This is a genomic window from Nitrosomonas sp. (assembly GCF_019752095.1).
Taxonomy (GTDB): Bacteria; Pseudomonadota; Gammaproteobacteria; order Burkholderiales; family Nitrosomonadaceae; genus Nitrosomonas.
This window is the reverse complement of sequence record NZ_JAIEMO010000044.1, coordinates 37,241-61,672: the sequence shown is the minus strand read 5'-3', so window position 1 is coordinate 61,672 and position 24,432 is coordinate 37,241. Positions and strand designations below refer to the sequence as shown.

The following is a 24,432-nucleotide window of genomic DNA, read 5'->3' as shown; positions in this document are numbered from 1 at the left end:
ACGTTTTGGAGTCTTTAATTGTAAAGGTGCCTGCTCCCACGGGGGATCCCGATGCCCCATTGCAAGCTTTAATTATTGATTCCTGGTTTGATAACTATGTTGGTGTCGTGATTTTAGTCAGGGTAGTGGACGGTACGGTAAAGCCCGGTGAAAAAATATTACTGATGGCTAGCAAAGCTGTTCAGCTCTGTGAGCAAGTAGGCGTGTTTGTGCCAAAATCGGCTGTTCGTGATTCACTTAGTGCTGGTGAGGTGGGTTTTATCATCTCCGGCATCAAAGAACTGAATATAGCAAAAGTGGGAGATACCGTAACTTCTGCAATTCGTCCGGCAGAAAAACCATTGCAGGGCTTTAAAGAAATAAAGCCACAAGTATTTGCCGGTTTATATCCCATAGAATCCAATCAATATGATGCGTTGCGTTCAGCATTGGAAAAGTTGAAACTGAATGATTCTTCACTACATTTTGAACCAGAAGTATCTCAAGCGCTGGGTTTCGGTTTTCGTTGCGGTTTTCTTGGGTTGTTGCATATGGATATTGTGCAGGAAAGGTTAGAACGTGAATATGACATGGATTTGATTACGACAGCACCTACGGTTGTTTATCAAATACTGATGCGTGATGATACGATAATTGAGATCGAGAATCCGTCAAAAATCCCAGATCTTTCAAAAATTGTTGAGATTCGCGAACCCATGATTACTTCAACTATTATTGTTCCGGAAGAATATGTTGGTGCAGTGATCACCTTGTGCGTCAGTAAACGTGGAAATCAAATGAATATGCAGTATATGGGTAAGCAAGTCATGCTGACATATGAAATGCCGCTTAATGAAGTTGTTATGGATTTTTTTGACCGATTGAAATCAACCAGTCGTGGCTATGCTTCTTTGGATTATGAATTCAAAGAGTTTCGCGCTTCCGATTTAGTGAAACTGGATATATTGATAAATGGCGACAAAGTTGATGCGTTGTCCTTGATTATTCATCGAAGTAGCAGTCAGTATCGGGGGCGTGATTTAGTGCAAAAAATGCGCCAGTTAATTCCTCGTCAGATGTTCGATATTGCCGTACAGGCCGCAGTGGGTTCCCATATCATTGCACGTGAATCAGTCAAGGCGTTACGAAAAAATGTGTTGGCAAAATGCTACGGTGGCGATATATCGCGTAAACGAAAGTTGCTGGAAAAACAAAAAGCAGGTAAAAAGAGAATGAAGCGAGTGGGTAATGTGGAAATTCCACAAGAAGCGTTTCTAGCAATTTTGCAGGTCGATAATAAATAATGATGATGAGTAGAGAGAAATTTTCTTTCCCGATTTTTAGATCGAATTTAGATAGACATACAATAATTCAAAATGGCGCCCATCGTTCAGTATCAAAGGAAATCACATGAATTTTCCATTGATACTATTTATTCTGCTTGTGATTACTGGCAGTGTTTGGTTATTGGATGCCATCTTCTGGAAAAAAAGACGTGGGCTGAATGAGAATGAGCCATGGTGGATCGAATACCCTAAAAGTTTTTTTCCTATTATTTTAATTGTTTTTAGCTTGCGTTCCTTCGTAATTGAGCCTTTTAAGATTCCATCAGGTTCAATGTTGCCTACATTATTAATAGGCGATTTTATTCTTGTAAACAAGTACACCTATGGCATAAGGCTGCCCGTTATTAATCAGAAAATTTTGGAAATGGATGAACCCAAACGGGGAGATGTATTGGTTTTTCGTTATCCAGAAGATCCATCAATTGATTACATCAAACGCGTTGTTGGTGTACCGGGTGACGTTATCACTTATCATAATAAACAGCTAATTATTAATGGGGAAGTGATTAAAATGGAATACGAGGGAGACTATAAATATATCGAATCCGGACTAGGGTATATTTATTCCGATCGCTATTCAGAATCTCTAGCTGACGAGAAACATTCCGTTATTATTAGTCAGGATATTAAAGGTATTCAGTTTTCGAACGTGCGGCAATTTGAATTCCGTGATAACTGTCAGTATCGTCGCACCGGGTTTACTTGCGAAGTGCCGGCTGGAAATTATTTTACTTTGGGTGACAATCGTGATAGCAGCAGTGATAGTCGTTACTGGGGATTCGTGCCTGAGGAGAATATTGTTGGGAAGGCATTCATGATTTGGTGGAATTTTGGAGATTTTGGTCGTATTGGATTGTCGATTAAATAATAAGCTTTTTCTATGAGGTGAAAACGTGAATTATCACCAGATGTCACTGAAACAAGAAGGTATTAGTCTAGTTGGCTTATTAATGTGGTCCATCGTTCTGGTGCTAATTGCTATCACTAGCCTGAGAATTGCACCTGCCTACATAGAATATTCATCGATTAAAAAAAACCTATCAGCTGTCGCTAAAGATCCAAACCTACAAAATGCAAACTTAAATCAAATAAGGTTAGCATTTATTAAGCGTGCTCAGATTGATGATATTAAATCCATCGGTGGTCAAGATATTAAAATAGATAGAGAAAATGGACGAGTCATTTTGAGCGCTAACTACACAGTAAAAATTCCGCTATTTTCCAATGTGTCTTTAAATATCAATTTTGAAGCAGTAAGCAATTAATACTCAAAAGATTATGCAAAATGGAGCGATATCAAATGCTACTCAGCAGTTACTGGATATATTCTGTGAACGTCTAGGATATAGTTTTACTCAATCTCAATTACTGCAAGCGGCGTTAACTCATCGAAGTCACAGTGCGCCTCACAACGAGCGTCTGGAATTCCTAGGCGATGCAGTATTGAATTGCGTAATCTCAGGAATTATTTATAAACATTTCCCAGAATTACCAGAAGGCCACTTGTCCCGGCTCCGCGCTAATTTTGTGAATCAAAAGGCATTGTCAGATATTGCACTTAGCTTACAAATGGATAAGCTACTCAGATTAGGTGAGGGTGAGTTAAAAAGCGGTGGCTGTCATCGCCCGTCGATTCTTGCAGATACTTTTGAAGCTTTATTGGGTGCTATTTATCTGGATAGTAATTATGTGCAAGTGGAAACAGTGATTATGGCGATCTACTTACCTTTGATACAAAATATCGACCTTGAATCTCCAGCTAAAGATCCTAAAACTTTATTGCAGGAATTTTTACAAAGCCAGAAGCTATCATTGCCAGAATATCTAGTGGTTACAACCAGTGGTAAATCACATAAACAAAATTTCAAAGTAGAATGTGTGATATCCGCATTAGATATTCGAACTGCAGGCGAAGGTACAAATCGCCGAAGTGCAGAACAAGTAGCTGCAAATTTAGCTTATGAAAAAATTTGTCTGCATCACACCATTAATAGTGTTTAATAACTCTTTAATTACTACGTATAACGTCCCAAAATGATCCTTCATGCTGATAATTTTCGTGCGGGTTACATAGCAATTATTGGTCGTCCCAATGTGGGTAAATCAACTTTATTAAATAAGTTAGTAGAACAAAAAATCAGCATTACATCGAAGAAAGCTCAGACAACTCGTTTCAGAATTAATGGTATTTTGACAGATCAGCGGACACAATTTGTCTTTGTTGATACGCCCGGTTTTCAAACACACTATACCAATGGTTTGAATGCTGCAATGAATCGAGTGGTGACTCAGAGTATGCGCGAGGTGAATGTTATATTGTTTGTCATTGAGGCAATGCGCCTTGATCAGCGTGATATTGCGGTACTCAAAATTTTACCTGAGAATGTTCCGATTATTTTAGTGGTCAATAAAATTGATAAATTGGCAGAAAAGAATCGATTATTGCCATTTTTAAATGAAGTAGCGCAAATAGCTGAATTTTCAGACATCATACCGGTGAGTGCGATGCATAAGATTCAGCTGCCGGAGCTCCTCAATACCATTCGCGACTATTTGCCTATTAGTCAACCTATGTACGATAAGGATGAAATTACAGATCGCAGTGAGCGTTTTCTTGCCGGAGAATTCATCCGTGAAAAATTGTTTCGCTTGGTCGGCGATGAGATTCCTTATTCGACCAGCGTTGTGGTTGATCAATTTAAGTTAGAAAATCATTTGCACAAAATTTATGCCACCATTCTGGTTGATAAGCCTAATCAGAAAGCAATTATTATTGGAAAAAAAGGTGAAAAGCTTAAACAAATAGCAAGTCAAGCGCGAAAAGACATGGAGTTGATGTTTGGAGAGAAAGTGTATCTGGAAGTTTGGGTTAAAGTTAAAGGCGGTTGGGCTGATAGTGAAAGTGTGTTAAGAAATCTAGGTTATGAATAAGCGATTAAGAGTTCTTTGCGTCTTGGAAGTCTCAGATAATGATTGAATTAGGCGTCAATATTGATCATGTGGCGACATTACGGCAAGCACGTGGAACAAAATACCCGGATCCAATTGAAGCGGCGTTGATTGCCGAATCTGCCGGAGCAGATGCGATCACTTTGCATCTGCGCGAAGATCGGCGACATATCCAGGATCGTGATGTGGAAGTTTTGCGTAACCGGTTAACGACTAGAATGAACCTGGAAAGTGCAGTTACCGACGAAATGATTAACATCGCGCTTAGAATAAAGCCTCACGATATTTGTTTAGTACCTGAAAGGCGCGAAGAATTGACAACTGAAGGGGGTCTCGATGTTGTGAAGCATTTCGATCAGATCAAGCGGGCATGCCAAAAATTGGGAGAAGCGGGGATACGTGTTTCATTGTTCATCAACGCTGACATACTACAAATTGATGCAGCAGCTCGGGCTGGTGCGCCTGTCATCGAAATCCACACTGGCAGTTATGCGGATGCACATTCATTTGAGGCGCAAGAAAAACATTTTATCGAAGTGCAGGAAGCCGTTGCCCTGGGTAGAGACCTTGGTTTGAAAGTTAATGCCGGACATGGTTTGCATTATGAGAATGTTCAAGCCATTGCAGCCATTCCTGAAATTACGGAATTGAATATTGGCCATGCAATTGTTGCCAGAGCTATTTTTGTAGGCTTTAAACTTGCCGTACAGGAAATGAAACAGCTCATGCTTGAGTCGCGTAAATGATCTATGGTATTGGAACGGATATCGTCGATTCAGCCAGAATTGCGCAATCGTTAAATCGTTTCGGCGAGCGCTTTGCACGGCGTATATTAACCACGAGCGAGTTGCAGGAGTATCAATCAAGTAGCAAGCCAATTCTGTTTCTAGCTAGTCGCTTTGCTGCCAAAGAAGCATTATCTAAGGCAATGGGTACAGGTTTACGACATCCGGTTAGCTTGACATATATTACGATCACTCATAATGGCTTAGGAAAGCCATTTTTTCAATTTCATCCTGAGCTCGACCAATTACTTTCCGATCAAGGAATCACGCGGCATCATCTTTCTATTAGTGATGAAATCAACATGGCGTGTGCTTTTGTCGTATTAGAGAAATAATCGTGTTGCTTGGGCCAGTGATGCTCGATATTTCCGGAACACAGCTATCTGATGGTGATATCAAGAGGCTTTTACACCCACTCACAGGCGGTGTCATTCTCTTTACCCGTAATTATGAAAATCACCGTCAATTGACTGAATTGACGCAGCAGATACATGCGTTACGAAGTCCGCATTTGCTGATTGCGGTCGATCATGAAGGCGGGCGCGTTCAACGCTTCCGGGAAGGTTTTACAAAACTGCCTGCAATGCGCGAGCTGGGGAAAATTTGGGATAAACAATTGAATCGCGCTCGACATCTTGCTAAACAAGTTGGTTTTGTACTGGCTGCAGAGTTAAATGCTTGCGGGATTGATTTCAGTTTTACACCGGTGTTGGATCTTGATTATGGGCAAAGCTTTGTGATCGGTGATCGCGCCTTCCATCATGATGCAAGCGCCGTTTCGGACTTAGCGAATAATTTGGTGCTTGGGCTCAAAAAAGGCGGTATGCCGGCAATAGCAAAGCATTTTCCGGGGCACGGCTATATTCAGACCGATTCTCATTTGGAAAAATCAATTGACTCACGCCGATACACCGAGATTGAGGTGAGCGATTTAGTTCCATTTCAACACATGATCGATTCAGGGGTGGCTGGAGTGATGCCAGCACATGTTATCTACCCAAAAATCGATGCCAAACCTGCTGGATTTTCGAAGATCTGGTTACAGAATATTTTACGTAAGGAATTGCGATTCGATGGTTGTATTTTTAGTGATGATTTAAGTATGCGGGGTGCTGGAGATTATTTGGAATCTATGTTGTCACGCGCACAAGCCGCACTCGATGCAGGTTGCGACATGATATTAGTTTGCAATAATCCTGCGGGAGCCGACGAAATTTTGTATGGATTACATTGGGAAATGTCAGCAACAAGCCTGTCCCGATTGGCTCGATTGCATGCTAGGAATCACACGGGATCGATGACAAAGTTACGTGAAAATGGAGATTATGTGCAGGCATTACGGGAGATCAGCATTATTGGATGCGAGAATGGTGAATTGTCATTGCAGTAAGTTTGCATTCATTTGTCAAAGCAAACTATGCACAGGATATTTTGTTTTGCTTTAAACTTACCCTTTGGCAAAAATTTCACATAAGGTCTAATCATGTTAGAAACATTTGATGTGGCGATTATTGGTGCTGGCCCAGGAGGCTATGTTGCGGCGATCCGTTGTGCGCAACTGGGTTTGAATACGGTTTGTATAGATGAGTGGAAAAATTCAAAGGGTAAAGCCAGTCTTGGCGGGACCTGCCTGAACGTCGGCTGCATTCCTTCCAAAGCTTTATTGGAATCTTCTGAGAATTATTTCCAAATTCAACACAAAATTTCCGCACATGGAATTTCTGCAGAAAATGTTTCGGTAGATGTTCCGGTCATGATTGCGCGCAAAGACAAAATTGTCACCACGTTTACCGCCGGTATTACTTCACTATTCAAAAAGAATAAAGTTAAGTCGATGCATGGCAGAGGGACGTTGTTGAGTCGAGAAGGATCTGCCAATGCTTGGCAAATAAAAGTTGACGATAACGGTGCTGCTGAAACAGTCCAGGCAAAGCATGTAATTATAGCAACCGGTTCGATACCACGGCAGTTATCTTTTGTGCCAGTCGATAATGAGATGATTCTGGATAATGCGGGTGCTTTAGCCTTAAAGGAAGTGCCTAAGCGATTGGGAGTTATTGGTGCAGGTGTGATCGGGCTTGAAATGGGTAGTGTATGGCGCAGACTTGGTGCGGAAGTCACGCTTCTTGAAGCGATGCCCGGATTTCTGATGGCGGCAGATGAACAGGTTGCTAAAGAAGCAAAAAGTATTTTCGCCAAAGAACTTGGATTGCAAATCAACACCGGTGTCAAAATTAAATCGGTTAAGATATCCGGTAACTCTGTAGTCGTTGGTTATGGTGATTCTAACAATCAGGAACAGGTCATGGAAGTTGACAAGCTGATTGTGGCAGTTGGCCGCATCCCCAATACTACTGGATTGGGTGTGGAAGAAAATGATTTATCTGTAGATGAGCGTGGATTTATTATTGTTGATCAGAATTGCCGGACTAATCTGACCAATGTATATGCAGTAGGCGACGTAGTTCGCGGTCCTATGTTGGCGCATAAAGCATCCGAAGAAGGTGTGGCTGTTGCTGAAATGATCAAACATCTTGAAACAAATCAGGCCAATGCGGATGAGGCTATTGATTTTAATACAATACCTTGGGTTATTTATACCGTACCCGAAATTGCGTGGGTAGGGAAAAACGAACAGGAATTAAGAGCAGCTGGTATTGCCTATAAAGTTGGCCAGTTCCCATTCATTGCGAATGGACGTGCGCGTGCCATGAACGAGACTAGTGGATTTATAAAAGTCTTAGCGGACGAGAAAACTGACCGTGTACTGGGTGTTCATATGATTGGTCCACATGTTTCAGAACTCATTTCAGAAGCGGTTATGGCGATGAAATTTTCAGCCAGCAGTCAAGACATCGCCTGTATTGTCCATGCTCATCCGTCTTTATCAGAAGTGTTTCATGAGGCTGCACTTGGCGTGGATAAGCGTACGTTACATATTTAACAGGTTGTTAAAAAACGTTTATGAAGTAGCAAATGCAAGGAAAAAAACAGGTGAAAGGCACGTTTATGTGTGCTAAATGAGCATTTCGATCCTGTTTTAACAACCCAGCAGCAATGCAGATAAATCATCAACGACTTTTAATCTCTACCGGGTTTAATTCCTCGCCCCTTGGGGCGTAAAATATTCGCGTGAGCGAATATATACATAAGCGACATAACGTAACAACATAGCTTTATCACCTGGTATTTCCAGCGAAATATCGTCGCGCTGTGTTCGATGAGGCAGTAGATAAGACACTGCGAGATGTGTGTCTTGAGCTGGAGAAGCGTTACCAGTTGAAATTTCTGGAGATTGGAACAGATGAAGATCATGTTCATTTTTTAGTGCAAAGCGTTCCTTCATATAGTGTAACAAAACTGGTAACTCTGATTAAGAGTATCACAGCAAGTGAGATATTTCGCTTGTGTCCTCATGTCAAAAAACAACTCTGGGGCGGTGAGTTTTGGAGTGATGGATATTTTGCGAGTACTGTTGGTCGTGATGGCGATGAACACACGATAAGGAACTATGTTAAGGGACAAGGGAAAGAATATCAAAAGCTACACGAAGATAGGCAGCTTGCACTTTTCTAACTTTCCACATCTCACAGCTCTGATACCTCGCCCCTTGGGGCGGGGTCGTTCATTTGATCTATAAGCTCAGCATTGCTTGTCCAAGTGTATTGAGTTAATTTTAGAAGCAATTATTTCTATCGGGATTGACACTGCATGACCACTGCAGGTGATGGATCCCAGCAGCTTTATTGATTAAATAATCAGCTTTTAATTGCTTGTTTTGCTCTACCGTTAAAGAAGCTTTCTCAGGTACAAATCTTTCTTCGCTCCAGAATCTTATTCTGCAAAATTCATCGTTAGGATTGCAGAGTCTATTAATAGCGGCACTATAGATCGTTTTGTCGGTATGCTTACTATGATCGATAAGTACCAAATGTACAAATTTTCCCGAGTTTCCTAATTCCACGGCACGCACAACCTTCCACCCGATGCCGCTTTGCAACTGTGATGAAGATTCCGCAGCTGTCGCGTTATGTGCGTGTTCGTGGTTTTCGTCTTCGTGCTCGTGATCTTCGTCTCCATGAGAAAAAATACTAAATGGCAAAACAAGCAGTGTTAATAATAAAAAGAAGTTTAAAAATAATTTGTACATAAATTCTCCTCGGCAAAATGCCAATTTCCTGTAACTATATAATTCTTCGGTTGTACTTAACTTATTGCTTCCAGATAATTCTTACATTAGCTGGATGATCCTTGCAGCGGGCGAGTATACTCGAAAATCTAATTATGAACATTATTGACAATTCAATTATTATTAATAAAGTATGCGGAAATTTTCTGGATATTACTTTTAGTAAAAATTTTATAAATTTTTATACTAAGTTTATTCATCCAATTCGATTAATTATTTGTCGCGACTATTCATTTCGGTTAAAATTCGTTTTTTTCAGGCGCGTAGCTCAGTTGGTTAGAGCACCACCTTGACATGGTGGGGGTCGTTGGTTCGAATCCAATCGCGCCTACCAATTATCAAATAATATCCTTCTATTATTTTCGATTGCATTGGCTATGGATGGTGCATATCCAAATTTGCGTCACTTCCAGAAAAATGAGCGGAATGACACGGCTTTTATAATTCTTGACTAATGTTTCTGAGAATTGAGATGGATGTGGCTGACATGTCTGCCAGTATTCAATGAGATCAATCGCTTATTGCAAGGTTGTAATGCCACAGGATTGGGATTAAATAGAAGTAAAATTAAAATATGCTGCTCAATTTTATTGGGAGATAGGGTATGAAAATTATTAAATTATTAAATGTTAAAAATTTATTAAGTGTATTGTTGGTTTGCACCTTAATACTACAAACAACTTCTTATGTGATGGCAGAAAAAATTGGTAGTGTCTCGACTAAATTTAAAATTTTAGGCGCAAACGATAAAATTGTAATTGAAGCATTTGATGATCCGGATATTGCTGGTGCTACCTGTTATTTAAGTCGAGCCAAAACCGGGGGTGTTAGTGGCATGGTAGGAGTTGCTGAGGATACTTCAGATGCTTCAATCGCATGTCGGCAGATTGGTCCTATTTCTTTGCCAGAGAAAGTAAAGAATGGTGATGAAGACGGCGCCGAAGTTTTTAAAAAGAGTACGTCGCTATTATTTAAATCGTTGCAAGTTGTGCGGTTTTATGATGCCAAAAGAAATGTTCTGATTTATTTAACTTATAGCGACAGAATTATTGAGGGGTCACCCAAAAATAGTATTTCTATAATTCCAGTCACGCCATGGCATTAAGTAAACAAAGCGAGCGAAAAAAAATCATTTGCATTGATAGTATTTAAGAAATCCTACTATTATAATTACCAGTTATTTCTTACGAATTGTTTACTCCGGCAACATTATCTTCCATGCAATTATTTGCTTTTGGAATTAATCACAACACAGCGCCGCTGGATGTGCGCGAACAAGTTACTTTTCCTGAAAATACGATGGAGTATGCGTTACGCGATCTGGTTGGGCGTAATCCAATAAAAGAAGCTGCTATTGTGTCCACCTGTAATCGTACTGAGGTATATTGTTGCACCGAAAGACCGGAAGATGCTGTTGTATGGCTCGCTGATTTTCATCATTTGCCAACTCGTGAATTGGATCCCTACTTATACAAATTACCACGTGAGCAGGCTGTGAAACATGCGTTCCGGGTCGCCAGTGGTTTAGACTCGATGGTATTAGGTGAGCCGCAAATACTCGGGCAGTTAAAAAGTGCGGTTAAATCTGCAGAACACGCTGGGACATTAGGTTTATTGCTGCATAAGCTATTTCAACGCACGTTTTATGTGGCTAAGGAAGTTCGAACCTCGACAGAAATCGGTACAAGCTCTGTATCAATGGCTGCGGCGGCAGCGCGCTTAGCTGAACGAATTTTTGGCGATATCGGCGAACAGCGTGTTTTGTTTATCGGCGCTGGTGAAATGATTGAATTATGCGCTAATCATTTTGCTGCACGTAATCCCAAAAAAATCACGGTTGCCAACCGAACTACTGAACGCGCTGAAGCACTGGCAAATCGTTTTAATGCACAAGTCATTACTTTGAGCGATCTGCCTGAGCAATTGGCGCTACACGATATTGTGGTAACTTGTACCGCCAGTCCACTGCCTATACTTGGCAAAGGCATGGTAGAACGCGCAATTAAGATTCGCAAGCATCGGCCGATATTTATCGTTGATCTTGCTGTGCCGCGTGATGTTGAATCTGAAGTCGAAGAACTCGATGATGTTTTTCTTTACTATGTTGACGATTTATCAGAAATCGTCAAAGAAGGGCTGGATTCACGTCAGAATGCTGTTACACAGGCCGAAACCATCATTGACTCGAATGTGGTTGATTTTATGCGCTGGTTTGCCACACGGGAAATGGTTCCAACTATTCGCGCGTTACGTGACCAGGGTGAACGTTATCGTCGGCATGAGTTGGCTCGAGCTGTTAAATTGTTAGAGAAAGGTGAAGATCCCAAAAAAGTTATAGAGGCTCTGAGCAACGGCTTAACAAATAAATTCTTGCATGTGCCCTCCAATGCTTTGAATCAAGCAGCAGTCAATGAACGTGAAGAATTAGTCGAGTTGATTAATCGACTATACCAATTGCACCGTCCGCAATGAACAAAAATATCGCGGATCGACTCACTCGCTTGGGTGTGCGTTTAGACGAATTAAATCGTTTGCTGAGCAGCGAATCTGCAACAGCAGATATGGAAAATTATCGTAAGCTTACGCGTGAGCATGCAGAAATTGTTCCCATTGTTGAGCTTTATCGATCGTATCAACAATTTGAGCGCGATGTGCAAACTGCGCGGGAGATGCATACTGATTTGGATATGCGTGCTTTTGCTGAAGCTGAGATTCAAACTGGGAAAGAAAAACTCACTCAGATCGAATCAGAAATACAAAAGCAATTACTTCCGAAAGATCCCAATGATGAACGCAATATTTTTCTGGAAATCCGTGCTGGAACCGGTGGAGATGAATCCGCTTTGTTTGCCGGAAACTTGTTTCGCATGTACTCACGTTATGCAGAAAGACAGCGCTGGCAGGTGGAGATTATTTCGCAAAGTCTGTCGGAAATTGGCGGATATAAAGAGATTATTGCCAAAATTATTGGCCATGGTGCTTATTCGAAACTTAAGTTCGAATCAGGTGGTCACCGTGTTCAGCGCGTACCGGCAACTGAAACTCAAGGACGCGTGCACACCTCTACATGCACCGTGGCTGTTATGCCTGAAGCCGATGAAGTGAGCGAAGTGGTTTTGAATCCTTCTGAATTACGCATTGATACTTTCCGTGCTTCTGGCGCTGGCGGCCAACATATCAATAAAACTGATTCCGCCGTGCGTGTTACTCATCTGCCCACCGGGATTGTTGTGGAATGCCAAGATGGGCGTTCGCAGCACAAAAACAAGGCGCAGGCATTGAGTGTGCTGGCGGCGCGTATCCAAGACAAACAAATGAGTGCGCAGCATGCGGAGCAAGCAGCTACTCGGAAATCATTGGTGGGGACCGGCGAACGCTCGGAGCGGATCCGTACTTACAATTTTCCCCAGGGGCGGGTAACCGATCATCGCATCAATCTGACGCTTTATAAGATGGATCAGATTATGGATGGGGACATTGATGAACTTTGTTCGGCGCTCATAGCTGAGCATCAGGCTGAGTTGTTAGCCGCATCAGTACAAGAATAATCAATTACCTTTGATCATTCTGAATAATTGCTATGCAACCTGTAACAATTTCGCAAGCATTAGCTGCCGCATACTCAACTATTAACAAAATTGATGCAATCTTATTGTTGCAGCATGTGTTAATCGTAAATCATGCATTTTTGTTGACTTACCCTGATCAAATACTGACTGGACAGCAATTCGAGAAATTTTCTAGCCTAGTTCAGCAGCGTATTGAGGGACTACCGGTAGCATATTTAATTGGGGAGCGTGCATTTTTTGATCTGACTCTTAAAGTCACAGAAGCCGTATTAATTCCTCGTCCTGAAACTGAATTACTGGTTGAGTGGGCGCTCAAACTGATACCGTTTGATAAATTTTGTAATGTATTGGACTTGGGAACAGGTAGTGGTGCGATCGCAATTAGCATTGCCAAACATCGCCCTCAAACCCAGGTCGTTGCAGTTGATTTGTCGCCAGCTGCGGTCGATGTTTGCAGAAGAAATGCAGACATTCTAAAAGTGGCTAATCTAAATGCCATTAACGGGAATTGGTTTGATGAACTTTCAGGAGAGAATTTCGATCTGATTGTATCGAATCCACCTTATGTGGCTGAAGATGACCCTCACTTGCTACAAGGTGATCTGCGATTTGAACCAAGAATAGCTTTGTCAGCTGGGGAACATGGTATGGCCTGTATCACTCATATTATTAATGCAGCGCCTAACTATCTGAGTAAGGATGGGTGGTTATTGCTGGAGCATGGTTATGATCAGGCTGAAGCATGCAGAAAATTGTTACGTGGTATGGATTTTTGTAATATTTTTTCTTATCCAGATTTGGCTGGCATAATGCGAGTAAGTGGCGGTCAGTTGAATTTATCAATCTAAACCATATAACTATATTATGGTTCTAATGTACTAATTAATGATGTTGTTTTCTTGTTTCTATATAAAATATTTTGGAATAATCTTTGGGAGAAATGAACGCTATGAACGTTGAAGATTTAATCGAGCAACAAATTACGGCACATCCGGTAGTACTCTACATGAAAGGCACTTTAGACCAACCGCAATGTGGCTTCTCAGCGAATGCTGTGAATATTCTTAAAGCTTGTGGTGTTGATGACATTTTCTCGGTTGATGTTCTGGCAGATCCGGAAGTCAGGCAAGGGATCAAGGATTTTTCCAATTGGCCCACGATACCTCAGCTGTATGTGAATGGTGAATTTATCGGCGGTTCGGATATCGTGACTGAGATGTATCAATCTGGAGAGTTACAGAAACTATTTGAGAACTGATCCCAGTTAAGATAGCTAGCAACGATTCAGGGTGTTTACATCGATAAATGGCTGAATCGTGCTGCAGATTTTTTATTTCAAGCTAATTGATTGCCGTTGCAATCACCCAATATCGCGCAAACTTCCCCACCGCAATAAATAACAGTGCCCACAACCAATTAGCTCGCAGCCATCCGGCAGCCACACATAACACATCACCTATTAGCGGCGTCCAGGATAAAAGCAGTATAGGAGTGCCGTGCCGACGTACCCACTCCAGACTTCGCATATTACCCTCCAATTTTTTATGCAATGTTTTCTCATCCGGTAGTAGCCGACCAATGAGATATGAACTCATTCCGCCCAATGTATTACCGATGGTTGCTAAAATAAGCGCTTGCCAGTGAAGATCGGGATATGCCAGCAAAACGCCCACAAGCACAGCTTCCGATCCACCCGGAAGGAGAGTGGCAGCCAAAAAACTGCTGGTGAATAAAGCCAGCAGACTAGATTGTTCATCCATAACATAATCCGGAATTAGAAAGTGTCATAGTTTAACCTGATATTCTGTAACGCGGCGAAAGGTGAAAAACAGCGCAAGATCTGAGTGAATTTAATCAAGTGTTGATGAAGATAGCGGATGAACAGGATTGAATACTAGCGAGCTAGGTGGCTACCATAGGTCATGTATCGTATGATTAGAAAGCTATCAAGAAGCGCAAGCTACTTCCAGTTATACCGGAAGTAACTTAAAGTGGCTTACTTGAGAGAAGAATAAAAACAAAATACTATGGAAAAATATTTTGTTCGAGGGGTATCAGAGAGCAAAGACAACCATGTCGGCGGTAATCGAGTTGAAATTGACGCCAACCATTTCAATATATGCTGCACCACCGACGAACTCAGCCGTGAAGCCGCTGTCTCCTTTGTCCTCTATGTTGGTAATGTGTGAAACCAATTCTGAGACTTGAGTGACTCCAAGCTTAGAAGAATCAAAAAACAAGCGGTCCTCGCCAATTGTGAAGTCGGCAATCTGAAAATTTCCAACCCCATAAAAACCAAAGGTATCGTTACCCGCTCCACCATTGAGTCTGTCAAAATCCCCTGCTCCAGGGCTAATGAAACTAACGGGTACAGTGCCACCTGCAAGGAGCAGATCGTCACCATTACCCCCAAATAATCTTTCAGTGCCTTCTTGACCATCCAGAATGTCGTCGCCGTCGCCGCCGTTTAGAATACCATTGCCGGCACCGCCTGTAATGGTATCGTTACCTGCACCACCGTCGATTTCATCATGGCCAGGACCACCCGTGAGAATATTGTCCAGTTCATCACCGATAATGAGTAAGTCATTGTCATCGAATCCGGCAGACCCGATACCTTCAAATGGAATGTTATCGATAAATTTAATAGATCCCGATCCCAGATTCGGACGGTTTGTTGTAGTAACTGCCATAATGTGGCCTCCTAACTTTGTATTGAATCGATGTAATTATTTAACACCTCATTAAGTGGATAATAATGAGAATGATTCCTATTATAATAAATAATGGTTAAAATGCAATCATTGATATGAATCGTTATTGAAATAGGCTAGATGAAGTGATTATTGCAATTATCAGAAACAACACATTGATCGGCGTCTTATGACTTCGGAACTTGAAGGATCATTGCACCGAGTGAAGGATCTAATCGCAGTCGGTAAATTCAATGATGCGGACGAGTTGTTGGGGCCGCTTAAAAGCGAAAATCCTTTGTCGCAGGATATTGCACGTTTATGGTGTTCCTTGGCGATGCGCACCGGTCGGGCGGTTGCAGTACCAGCTTATGCAACAACAATTTATGAGCATGTGCAAGGTGATTTTTATAAAGCGCATTGGGCGCATGTGCTGGGTACCGCAAGTTTTATTCTATTGGATCTGCCAGCAGCGCAAGCGCATTTTACGGCGGCTTTAAATCATTTGATAGCACTGGCTAAATCCGGAAAAATCCCGCCGCAAAAGGAAAAAGCCAAACAGTTGCAAACCGAGGCGAATGTTTTTGTCTCCGGGAAAGCGGAAAAATTGTTGTGGACCACCTGTGCGCAATTAGCTCAATTGAATATCCCAGTATTTCCTTTTGCTGGCACGCTGCTGGGTTTGGTGCGTAACGGCCGTTTATTGGATTTTGACAAAGACATCGATATTGCGGTACGAATGGAATCCTGGGATGCTTGTTGTGCCGCTCTCGAACAGGCAGGATGGGCAAAGGTGCCAATGCGCATTGAATATGCCAATTATCGTGATTATGTACATCCGGAATTGGGTATTACGCTGGATGTCTGCGGTTTGCGAGACAGAGGCAAACAAATTGTGGGGGGGTTTGCTTTGCCCGGTTATCCGGATGACTATCAACGGGTATCGGTTTTTCCAAAATTTGATTTGATGCAACGAAATGCCGACTATGGCAGCGTCTGGTTTCCACGTCAGCCGGAAAAGATTCTACGGGCATTTTATGGCGATTGGCGCACACCTAATCCCAATTGGGATACTGTGGTGTCTGCGCTCAATCTGGAGAATTTTACATTGCTGGTGCGTTGCTATGCGTATCACCGGCTGACACAACATTGGTTACTGGGAGACTTGGCCAAAGCATGGTGTTATGCGCACCAGATTGCGTTAAAAGATCCCGATGACGTGCTTGCATTGCGTAGCCGCCAATGGATGGAGCGTGCCATTGTGCGATTAAACCGCGAAATGCCGCTGTGGCCGAAAAATCAGTTACAGAAGCGCGTATATACGCGCATGGTGGCTGATTTATTTCACGAAGGCCATATCAATTTTCTCCGGGAGGCACGTGCATTGGGAACGCATTTGACAGTCTGCGTGGTGTCCGATCAACGCGTACTAGAAAATAAAGGAAAATTCCCCGTTATGAAACAGGCGGAGCGCGCTGCAGTTGTGGCCGCTTGTAAATATGTCGATGCCGTCATGACGGAAACACCGCCGAGAGTTACCCAGGAATATATGCTAGAGCATGGTTTCGATATTTATACTTTTGCTTGTGCATCTGAACAGGAGCGTCAGGAGAAATACAAATTATGTAACATGTTGTCGGCTGAAATGATACAGGAGCTGTCATATACTCCTGGGATTTCCACTTCTGATTTAGTCCTGCGCATTCAGGAAGGTGCAGGGAGAAAACAAACAGATGCGAAGAGTTAACCGCACACATCAGATTTGAAGTATATGGAAAGAAGAAGCTGAAATACCGCTGTATTATATCCCTTATAATAGAAGGGTAATATCATATCATGGCATTTTCAAAAATGAGGTTATTAGAAGATGACCAGATTTGATATTATGGATATTGAACGTCGTAGATTTTTGCAATACAGCTTTATGGGTTTGGGGGCGTTTTTTGGTGGTATTTTACTACCAAAACCTGCCAGAGCTGCAGCTTCTTCGTTGTTGTCCTTGGGTAATTTGGAGCCAGCAGATGCTAATGGCATATGCTTGCCACAGGGCTTTACCTCTCGAATTGTGGCGCACTCAGGGCAGAAACTTTTTGGCTATATCTGGCACGCCGCTCCCGATGGCGGTGCTGTTTTTCGTGTTAAGAATGGTGGCTGGATATACGTTTCCAACAGCGAGATTGACGATGGAGGCGGTGGTGTGGGTGCATTACGCTTCAATCCTCAGGGAGATATTATTGATGCGTATTCCATTTTGAATCAGACTTATCGAAATTGTTCTGGTGGTAAAACTCCGTGGTGGACTTGGTTGTCTTGTGAAGAAGTTGATAGAGGACAGGTATGGGAATGCTATCCATCAGGGAGAAAAGCCGCGCAACCCAGAAGCGCTTTAGGCTTATTTCGGCACGAAGCGGTTGCTGTGGATTTCGTACGAAAGCAAATTTATCTAACCGAAGATGAGACGGATGGATGCTTATATCGTTACACAGCTTATTCATTTGATACGGAAGGGAAACCTGATTTGGATAATGGAGTTCTGGAAATTGCCGAGGTCATTGATAAAAATACCGGGGCAGTGCACTGGAATGTTGTGCCCGACCCATTGGCAACCTTTCTTCCTACACGTAAACAAATCTCTAACTGTACTCAGTTTAATGGTGGAGAAGGTATCTGGTATCGACACGGTATTGTCTATTTTTCAACCAAGGGTGATAACCGAGTGTGGGCGTATGATGTTCTAAAACAATCCCTGAGTATTATCTACGATGCAGCATTATATGCAGAGCCTGTACTTACTGGAGTGGACAGCATCACGAGCAATGCCGCAGGAGAATTATTGATTGCTGAAGATGGCGGCAACATGCAGCTTGTTGCTTTGGCAAAAGGTAAGGTTAGGCCGATATTGCGAATCGTTGGCCAGGATGGTTCTGAAATAACCGGGCCTGCTTTTAGTCCAGATGGGTCACGCCTATATTTTAGCTCGCTACGCGGCAAAACAGGATTGGTTGAAAATGGCGTGACCTATGAAATTACGGGGCCATTCTAAAAGAAACCGATGCATTCCCGATAGCAGCGTCGTCTGCTAACGTACCAGATTTGTGAAATTTCCAACGGATGGGGGCGATGCTAAGTCGGTTCTTGTGAACGTAAATACGAACAGTACGGTGTGCTCATTAAAATGTGTGTTAGCCATGAATGCTGCCGTGCCAACGAAATGACCTGATGGTATCTCAAAGATATCCAAATGAAATTTGGAATATCCTGTCTGATAATCAGCCTCATAAAGTGATAGCTTGGGTAATGAAATGGGGATTAAAGCCGCCGTAATCGGAGGAACCCCAAAGAAAGTGTTGCCATATTCGGTTCCTAAGGAATCGACTACAATATTCATGCGATAGGTAGCAGACTCTTCTTGTGCGATATAACCCTGCTGCCCTAGCCAGCCCGCAATAATCCCCTTCACTAAGTCTTTATCCCCGCTCATTCCGAATAGATCAAGTTTAACCACAGAGCCTTTAGGAATAGGCAAAGAGAAATCTGATGGTTTGGCAAGACTGCGCATTACCGCTTCACTTATTAACAACTGTTCGGTTGGTGTTCTGGCTGAATTTGTTATTTTTTGGGTGGTTGTGCATCCTGCCAAATATCCTGTTAAAACGATACTTAGACATAATCCTCTAATTATTCTGATCTGCATTAGTTTGGCTCCTTTTTGTTCTTTCACTTTTTAATTAGAGTTTTGTTCACAAGAAACGCAATAAACTTTGTGGATAGCGGTATTTTAGTGAGCGGTAAATGCGGCAGATTGGATATAGAATGATCAGCACCAGCAACGTGATCCAGTAAGTTTGTTCCAAGCTGCCGCGCTCGAATAGCGGTTTCAGTGCTAGTAGCACGCAGAAGTGCGCTAGATAAAAGAATAGTGCAGTTTGTCCGAAGACAAGCACGGGGCTGTTGGGGTTAATGGCTTTTTTAATGGACTCAAGACGCATCAGCAGCGCAAGAACAATTGCCATCAAACCGAGTTCCAGCAAGGTGTAGGCGAGACTTGGCGGATATTTGCTAACATGCAGCCATTGTATCAGCGTATTTCCTTCCAAGTGCATGAACATATTGCCGTAACCATCCAGCCCGCGAATCACCACAAACAAAATCAGCATGAACCAGCCGATGGTCATCAGCATACGGTTAACTGCCCATGAATCCGATTGTGCTGCGATGAGCCGTTGACCGAACACCCAACCCAATAGCATGATGCCCAGCCACGGTAATGCAGGGTAGAGCGCGGTGTAGGTTTCGCCGAATACAGGCGCGAAAGTGATTGCCAGCCAGAAGGGAACCTTGCCGCCTGGTTGCCACAGTTCCATGAGCAATAATTCGCTGCCGACAATGAGCAATAGTGCTAGAAAGAAAGCCATACGGATTCCGAGCCGTTGTAGATAAACCATCAACATCATGCTGATGCCGATGGCATAGAGCACCTGAAATATGGGTTTGCCAGAAACCAGCGAGAATAAGCCTAAATCAATTAAAGCAATAAAAGCACCGCGGAACAGTAATTCGCGGTCAATGACCGCATTACTGATGCCTTGCTGCCGTTGCTGGAAATTGCTGATGGCAATGGATATGCCTGCCAAAAAAATAAAAGTGGGCGCGCAGATGTGAGTGATCCAGCGAGTGAAAAATTGATCGGCCGGAAATTGCAGACCAGGTTCATACAGCAGTATGGAATCCGCAAAGATTCGATTGGTATTGAAATACCATGAGGCATGGTCCAGCGCCATCAGAATCATGACAATTCCACGTAGCCAATCAATGGCGGCGATGCGTTGTGTGTTTTTATCGAATGGAATGGTCATTGATTCTTGCAAGTAAATCAACTAGACGAAAAATTCAGTACATAATTGTGTCTACAAACTAAAGTAGCACCAAGTTATTTCTATGTATGAGCTCTGATTCATCTACGTATCCTAATATGGCTTCTATTTTACTACTGGCTTGCTTCAGAATTTTTTGTGTTTCTAGGGCACTGTAATTTATCAAGCCGCGTGCTATTTCTTTGCCTTCTTCGTCGAGACAGGATACAGTTTCTCCGCGCTCAAATTCACCATCTACGGCAATGACGCCGATGGGTAATAAACTTTTTCTATCAACACAGAGTGCTTTTACAGCACCTTGATCCAATGTGACGTAACCGCGTACTTGCAAGTAATCAGCTAACCATTGCTTGCGTGCGGCCAACACAGGCACTCGGGCCAAGAAGTGCGTACCGATAGTTTCATCTTGGCTCAGTCGCACCAACACGTTGTTTTCGTGACCGGATGCGACGATAGTATTTGCACCGCTGCGCGCAGCGCGTTTGGCAGCGATTACTTTGGTTTGCATGCCGCCGCGGCTGATACCGCTACCGACACCACCGGCCATTTTTTCCAACGTAGGATCACCTGCATTGACCTCATTTAATAGTTTTGCATCTGAATTTCTGCGTGGATCGCTCGTATATAAACCAGCCTGATCGGTCAGTATTACCAGCGTATCAGCTTCAACTAGATTGGTTACCAGTGCCGCTAGTGTATCGTTGTCGCCAAAGCGAATTTCATCAGTTGCTACGGTATCATTTTCATTAATAATGGGAATGATGTTAAGTTTTAATAATGTCATCAAGGTTGAACGAGCATTAAGATAACGTTTCCGATTGGATAAGTCTTCATGAGTCAAAAGTACTTGGGCGGTTTGCAAATTGTATTGTGAAAAATTTGAAGCATAAGCTTGTGCCAATCCCATTTGTCCTACCGCAGCCGCAGCTTGCAATTCGTACAGTGCGGTAGGGCGGGTTTCCCAGTTTAGTCGTTGCATACCTTCGGCAATTGCACCTGAAGAAACCAGAATGATTTCTTTACCCATCTGTTTTAACGTGGCAATTTGTGCTGCCCAACCGGCCAGTGCGGTATGGTCGAGCCCCTTGCCCTCATTGGTGACCAGACTGCTGCCTACTTTGATGACAACGCGGCGTGCTTGCTTTAACATTGATTTGGTAACTCGTCCTCTGGAATAGAACTGTCAGGTTGTGGTGGCAAATGCTGTTCCAGATATTCCATGATGGCATAGGTTAGATGTTTGCACCCTTCACCTGTTAACGCTGAAATAATAAAGTAATTTTCTTTCCATTCCAATTTATCGACAAATTGACGGCATAGCTCGTCGCGTTCTTGTTCTGGCATCATGTCGGTTTTATTCAATACCAACCAGCGCGGTTTTTGGTATAAAGATTCGTCATATTTCTCAAGTTCATTGACAAGTGCTTGTGCTTCATGAACGAGATCGGTTTCTACATTGAGCGGCATCATGTCGATCACATGTAATAATAGTCGGGTGCGAGTCAGATGCTTCAAAAAGCGATGACCTAATCCAACGCCTTCGGCAGCACCTTCGATCAGTCCAGGAATATCCGCCATGACAAAGCTGCGATTATGATCGACTCGAACCACACCGAGATTCGGCTGTAAGGTTGTAAATGGGTAATCTGCAACCTTTGGACGAGCGGCTGATACAGCGCGGATGAGCGTGGACTTCCCAGCGTTTGGCATGCCGAGTAATCCTATATCAGCGAGAACCTTGAGCTCTAGTTTCAGCTCGAATTCCTGCCCCGGTTCACCATGGGTGAACTGACGTGGTGCGCGGTTGGTGCTGGATTTAAAGTGCAGATTGCCAATTCCGCCAGATCCACCTTTGGCCAAAAGAATTTTTTGTTGATCATGAACCAGATCTGCGATGGTTTCATCGGTGTTGATATCTTTGATTATCGTGCCTACGGGCATGCGCAGCATGATATCCTCGGCACTTTTGCCATAGCGATCCGAGCCTTGTCCATTCTGGCCCTTCTTGGCTCGGTGGATGCGAGCAAAGCGATAATCAATTAGAGTGTTAATATTGCGATCCGCCACCGCAAATACACTACCGCCACGTCCGCCGTCGCCGCCATCAGGCCCGCCTTTAGGGATGTATTTCTCCCGCCGGAAGCTTGCGACGCCATCGCCGCCTTTGCCCGCATAAACCTCGATAACCGCTTCATCAATAAATTTCATAAGTACCGGATTGTATTTTCCTAAGAGTGTAATCCTGCAAACAAAAAAGCCCCATCACATCTGACAGGGCTTTTTGAGTAAGTGCGTTATTCTATTTCTATTCTTTATGCAGGTATCACGCTTGCTGTTTTACGCCTAAATGCACCTTTTATGCTGAAGCTCACTTTTCCTGTCACTTTGGCAAATAGAGTATGATCCTTACCGATGCCTACATTTTCTCCCGGATGAACTTGTGTGCCGCGTTGTCTGATAATGATTGACCCTGCTGAAATTAATTCACCACCATAGCGCTTGACTCCAAGACGTTTTGAGTGTGAATCGCGCCCATTTCTTGAGCTTCCGCCTGCTTTCTTATGTGCCATTTATCAACTCCTTAAGCTGAAATGCCCGTAATTTCAATTTCAGTGTAATTCTGCCGGTGACCTTGATGCCTTTGGTAGTGTTTGCGACGCCGCATCTTGAAAATGCGAATCTTATCGTGACGTCCTTGCCCGAGTACAGTTGCGCTGACTGTTGCACCACTAACCAGTGGTGTTCCCACCGATACTTTGTCATCTTTGGCAACCATCAATACTTGATCGATAATAAGCTCGCTGCCAGTTTCCACTTTCAGCTGCTCTATTTTCAATTTCTCACCCACCTGAATTTTATATTGCTTACCGCCGGTTTTTATGACCGCATACATGTTTTAACTCCATACTTCCCTTATACAGAACCGCGAATTATACATAAATAACCCTTGATTGTGGTGGAAAATTTCTAACGATTAATCATTCTGCTTGACACTTGGGTATTGTCATTCCTAACATAGCGTTTTCTACAAGGTAATATTGTGTCAATCGAACATATAAGAAGTTTTATTGCTCAAGATATGAGCATAGTCGACAATGTCATACGGGATAAATTACATTCCCATGTCCTGCTGATTCGTCAAGTTAGTGAGTATATCATTAACAGTGGTGGCAAGCGTTTGCGTCCTGCCTTAGTCATATTATCCGCGGGCGCTTTTGGTTACTCTGGAAAATTCCATTATAACTTGGCAGCCGTTATTGAGTTTATTCATACCGCAACGCTATTGCACGATGATGTGGTGGATGAATCGGAGTTGCGGCGCAATAGAGAAACCGCCAATGCATTGTTTGGCAATGCAGCCAGCGTTTTAGTAGGGGATTTTCTTTATTCTCGCGCGTTCCAGATGATGGTGGATGTCGACAATATGCGTGTGATGCAAGTGCTTGCTGATGCGACCAACACAATTGCTGAGGGTGAAGTTTTACAGTTACTCAATTGCCGTGATCCACAAGTCTCCGAAGAAAACTATCTGCAAGTAATTCGATTTAAAACAGCTAAATTATTCGAAGCAGCAAGCCGACTAGGCGCAATATTAGGTAATGCCACACCCGAAGAAGAAAATGCGATGTCAATTTATGGTATGCATTTAGGAACCGCGTTTCAGCTTGTCGATGACATGCTAGATTATTCTGGTAATAATCAAGATATTGGAAAAAATTTAGGTGACGATCTGACTGAAGGAAAACCTACACTGCCGCTAATATATGCCATACGTATGGGTACAGAGGAACAAGCTAATATTATTCGCAAGGCAATTGAAGATGGCGGAAAAGATGGTTTTGAACCCGTCCTGAATGTGATTCGCCAAACAGCAGCTTTAGAATATACAAAAAAATGTGCTGAAGATGAAGTAGCAACTGCAGTGGCTGCAATAGTTTCCCTGCCAGATTCAGAAAATAAAAAGTGCCTGTTGCAATTAGCAAGTTTCGCGGTTACACGCAATCATTAAAATGATTAGAGTTTGGATCGATTGTATTCATTTGGCCAA

27 protein-coding genes and 1 tRNA gene are annotated in these 24,432 nt (G+C 42.9%); 19 read left to right on the top strand and 9 right to left on the bottom strand.

The genetic code is table 11. The features are described 5' to 3' along the window. From lepA to tnpA, 10 genes are all read left to right on the top strand, one after another. On the top strand, window positions 1-1,283 hold a 1,283-nt coding region (gene lepA, locus K2Q13_RS12670; RefSeq protein WP_292921549.1), incomplete at its 5' end, for a translation elongation factor 4. Window positions 1,284-1,389: 106 nt separating this feature from the next. Further along, window positions 1,390-2,193: a signal peptidase I gene (gene lepB / locus K2Q13_RS12665; protein ID WP_292921547.1), complete on the top strand. Its 804-nt coding sequence runs from the start codon at window positions 1,390-1,392 to the stop codon at window positions 2,191-2,193. A gap of 25 nt (window positions 2,194-2,218) precedes the next feature. Next, a complete protein-coding gene (locus tag K2Q13_RS12660) occupies window positions 2,219-2,590 on the top strand; it encodes a DUF4845 domain-containing protein (protein WP_292921545.1) in 372 nt (123 codons plus the stop codon). Window positions 2,591-2,603: 13 nt separating this feature from the next. Beyond that, window positions 2,604-3,326 carry a ribonuclease III gene (rnc, locus tag K2Q13_RS12655; RefSeq protein WP_292921543.1) on the top strand — a complete coding sequence of 241 codons (723 nt, stop codon included), beginning with the start codon at window positions 2,604-2,606 and terminating at the stop codon, window positions 3,324-3,326. Window positions 3,327-3,359: 33 nt separating this feature from the next. Continuing rightward, window positions 3,360-4,256 (top strand): GTPase Era, encoded by an 897-nt coding sequence (gene era / locus K2Q13_RS12650; RefSeq protein ID WP_292921541.1) that lies wholly within the window; start codon window positions 3,360-3,362, stop codon window positions 4,254-4,256. 38 nt (window positions 4,257-4,294) lie between these two features. Then, on the top strand, window positions 4,295-5,020 hold the full coding sequence (pdxJ, locus tag K2Q13_RS12645) for a pyridoxine 5'-phosphate synthase (protein WP_292921539.1): 726 nt from the start codon (window positions 4,295-4,297) through the stop codon (window positions 5,018-5,020). Next, window positions 5,017-5,394, top strand: coding sequence for a holo-ACP synthase (acpS, locus tag K2Q13_RS12640; protein ID WP_292921537.1), 378 nt, complete (start codon window positions 5,017-5,019; stop codon window positions 5,392-5,394). The genes pdxJ and acpS overlap by 4 nt, the downstream gene beginning before the upstream one ends. Before the next feature lie 2 nt (window positions 5,395-5,396). After that, window positions 5,397-6,449, top strand: a complete 1,053-nt coding sequence (gene nagZ / locus K2Q13_RS12635; protein WP_292921535.1) for a beta-N-acetylhexosaminidase — start codon at window positions 5,397-5,399, stop codon at window positions 6,447-6,449. 93 nt (window positions 6,450-6,542) lie between these two features. Next, on the top strand, window positions 6,543-8,003 hold the full coding sequence (gene lpdA, locus K2Q13_RS12630; protein ID WP_292921533.1) for a dihydrolipoyl dehydrogenase: 1,461 nt from the start codon (window positions 6,543-6,545) through the stop codon (window positions 8,001-8,003). A gap of 239 nt (window positions 8,004-8,242) precedes the next feature. Next, window positions 8,243-8,635 carry an IS200/IS605 family transposase gene (gene tnpA / locus K2Q13_RS12625; protein ID WP_292921550.1) on the top strand — a complete coding sequence of 131 codons (393 nt, stop codon included), beginning with the start codon at window positions 8,243-8,245 and terminating at the stop codon, window positions 8,633-8,635. A 100-nt stretch (window positions 8,636-8,735) separates the two neighbouring features. On the opposite strand, the gene K2Q13_RS12620 is transcribed toward tnpA, so the two are convergent. Next, entirely contained in the window at window positions 8,736-9,209 is a 474-nt protein-coding gene (locus K2Q13_RS12620; RefSeq protein WP_292921531.1) for a hypothetical protein, read from the bottom strand. A gap of 296 nt (window positions 9,210-9,505) precedes the next feature. Here K2Q13_RS12620 and K2Q13_RS12615 point away from each other — a divergent pair. The 6 genes from K2Q13_RS12615 (at window position 9,506) to grxD (ending at window position 14,075) form a co-directional block, all read left to right on the top strand. Further along, window positions 9,506-9,582: transfer RNA gene (locus tag K2Q13_RS12615), tRNA-Val, on the top strand. 357 nt (window positions 9,583-9,939) lie between these two features. Then, window positions 9,940-10,353: a CreA family protein gene (locus K2Q13_RS12610; RefSeq protein WP_365725975.1), complete on the top strand. Its 414-nt coding sequence runs from the start codon at window positions 9,940-9,942 to the stop codon at window positions 10,351-10,353. Window positions 10,354-10,466: 113 nt separating this feature from the next. Continuing rightward, window positions 10,467-11,720: a glutamyl-tRNA reductase gene (gene hemA, locus K2Q13_RS12605; RefSeq protein WP_292921527.1), complete on the top strand. Its 1,254-nt coding sequence runs from the start codon at window positions 10,467-10,469 to the stop codon at window positions 11,718-11,720. Further along, window positions 11,717-12,796: a peptide chain release factor 1 gene (gene prfA, locus K2Q13_RS12600; protein ID WP_292921525.1), complete on the top strand. Its 1,080-nt coding sequence runs from the start codon at window positions 11,717-11,719 to the stop codon at window positions 12,794-12,796. The genes hemA and prfA overlap by 4 nt, the downstream gene beginning before the upstream one ends. 32 nt (window positions 12,797-12,828) lie before the next feature. Continuing rightward, complete coding sequence (prmC, locus tag K2Q13_RS12595) at window positions 12,829-13,665, top strand: peptide chain release factor N(5)-glutamine methyltransferase (protein ID WP_292921523.1); 837 nt, start codon at window positions 12,829-12,831, stop codon at window positions 13,663-13,665. A 101-nt stretch (window positions 13,666-13,766) separates the two neighbouring features. Beyond that, complete coding sequence (gene grxD, locus K2Q13_RS12590) at window positions 13,767-14,075, top strand: Grx4 family monothiol glutaredoxin (RefSeq protein WP_062558853.1); 309 nt, start codon at window positions 13,767-13,769, stop codon at window positions 14,073-14,075. Window positions 14,076-14,157: 82 nt separating this feature from the next. On the opposite strand, the gene K2Q13_RS12585 is transcribed toward grxD, so the two are convergent. Beyond that, the gene (locus K2Q13_RS12585; RefSeq protein ID WP_292921518.1) at window positions 14,158-14,577 is read right to left on the bottom strand and encodes a YqaA family protein; all 420 of its coding nucleotides are present in this window, start codon (window positions 14,575-14,577) and stop codon (window positions 14,158-14,160) included. Window positions 14,578-14,871: 294 nt separating this feature from the next. Then, complete coding sequence (locus K2Q13_RS12580; RefSeq protein WP_292921517.1) at window positions 14,872-15,510, bottom strand: hemolysin expression modulating protein; 639 nt, start codon at window positions 15,508-15,510, stop codon at window positions 14,872-14,874. A 190-nt stretch (window positions 15,511-15,700) separates the two neighbouring features. Here K2Q13_RS12580 and K2Q13_RS12575 point away from each other — a divergent pair, with 190 nt between their 5' ends. Both K2Q13_RS12575 and K2Q13_RS12570 read left to right on the top strand, forming a co-directional pair. After that, window positions 15,701-17,257 carry an adenylyltransferase/cytidyltransferase family protein gene (locus K2Q13_RS12575; RefSeq protein ID WP_292921516.1) on the top strand — a complete coding sequence of 519 codons (1,557 nt, stop codon included), beginning with the start codon at window positions 15,701-15,703 and terminating at the stop codon, window positions 17,255-17,257. 120 nt (window positions 17,258-17,377) lie between these two features. Further along, window positions 17,378-18,553, top strand: coding sequence for an alkaline phosphatase PhoX (locus K2Q13_RS12570; RefSeq protein WP_292921515.1), 1,176 nt, complete (start codon window positions 17,378-17,380; stop codon window positions 18,551-18,553). Window positions 18,554-18,589: 36 nt separating this feature from the next. Here K2Q13_RS12570 and K2Q13_RS12565 read toward each other — a convergent pair whose 3' ends face one another. From K2Q13_RS12565 to rplU, 6 genes are all read right to left on the bottom strand, one after another. Beyond that, window positions 18,590-19,204, bottom strand: coding sequence for a hypothetical protein (locus K2Q13_RS12565; protein ID WP_292921513.1), 615 nt, complete (start codon window positions 19,202-19,204; stop codon window positions 18,590-18,592). A 46-nt stretch (window positions 19,205-19,250) separates the two neighbouring features. Further along, the gene (locus K2Q13_RS12560; RefSeq protein WP_292921511.1) at window positions 19,251-20,366 is read right to left on the bottom strand and encodes a heparan-alpha-glucosaminide N-acetyltransferase domain-containing protein; all 1,116 of its coding nucleotides are present in this window, start codon (window positions 20,364-20,366) and stop codon (window positions 19,251-19,253) included. A 58-nt stretch (window positions 20,367-20,424) separates the two neighbouring features. After that, entirely contained in the window at window positions 20,425-21,534 is a 1,110-nt protein-coding gene (gene proB / locus K2Q13_RS12555; protein ID WP_292921509.1) for a glutamate 5-kinase, read from the bottom strand. Then, on the bottom strand, window positions 21,528-22,592 hold the full coding sequence (gene cgtA, locus K2Q13_RS12550) for an Obg family GTPase CgtA (protein WP_292921507.1): 1,065 nt from the start codon (window positions 22,590-22,592) through the stop codon (window positions 21,528-21,530). The genes proB and cgtA overlap by 7 nt, the downstream gene beginning before the upstream one ends. A 104-nt stretch (window positions 22,593-22,696) precedes the next feature. Then, the gene (gene rpmA / locus K2Q13_RS12545) at window positions 22,697-22,954 is read right to left on the bottom strand and encodes a 50S ribosomal protein L27 (RefSeq protein WP_292921505.1); all 258 of its coding nucleotides are present in this window, start codon (window positions 22,952-22,954) and stop codon (window positions 22,697-22,699) included. Window positions 22,955-22,965: 11 nt separating this feature from the next. After that, window positions 22,966-23,277, bottom strand: coding sequence for a 50S ribosomal protein L21 (gene rplU, locus K2Q13_RS12540; RefSeq protein WP_292921503.1), 312 nt, complete (start codon window positions 23,275-23,277; stop codon window positions 22,966-22,968). A 147-nt stretch (window positions 23,278-23,424) separates the two neighbouring features. Between rplU and ispB the strand changes: the two genes are divergently transcribed. Continuing rightward, window positions 23,425-24,393, top strand: coding sequence for an octaprenyl diphosphate synthase (gene ispB, locus K2Q13_RS12535; protein ID WP_292921501.1), 969 nt, complete (start codon window positions 23,425-23,427; stop codon window positions 24,391-24,393). Window positions 24,394-24,432 lie beyond the last annotated feature (39 nt).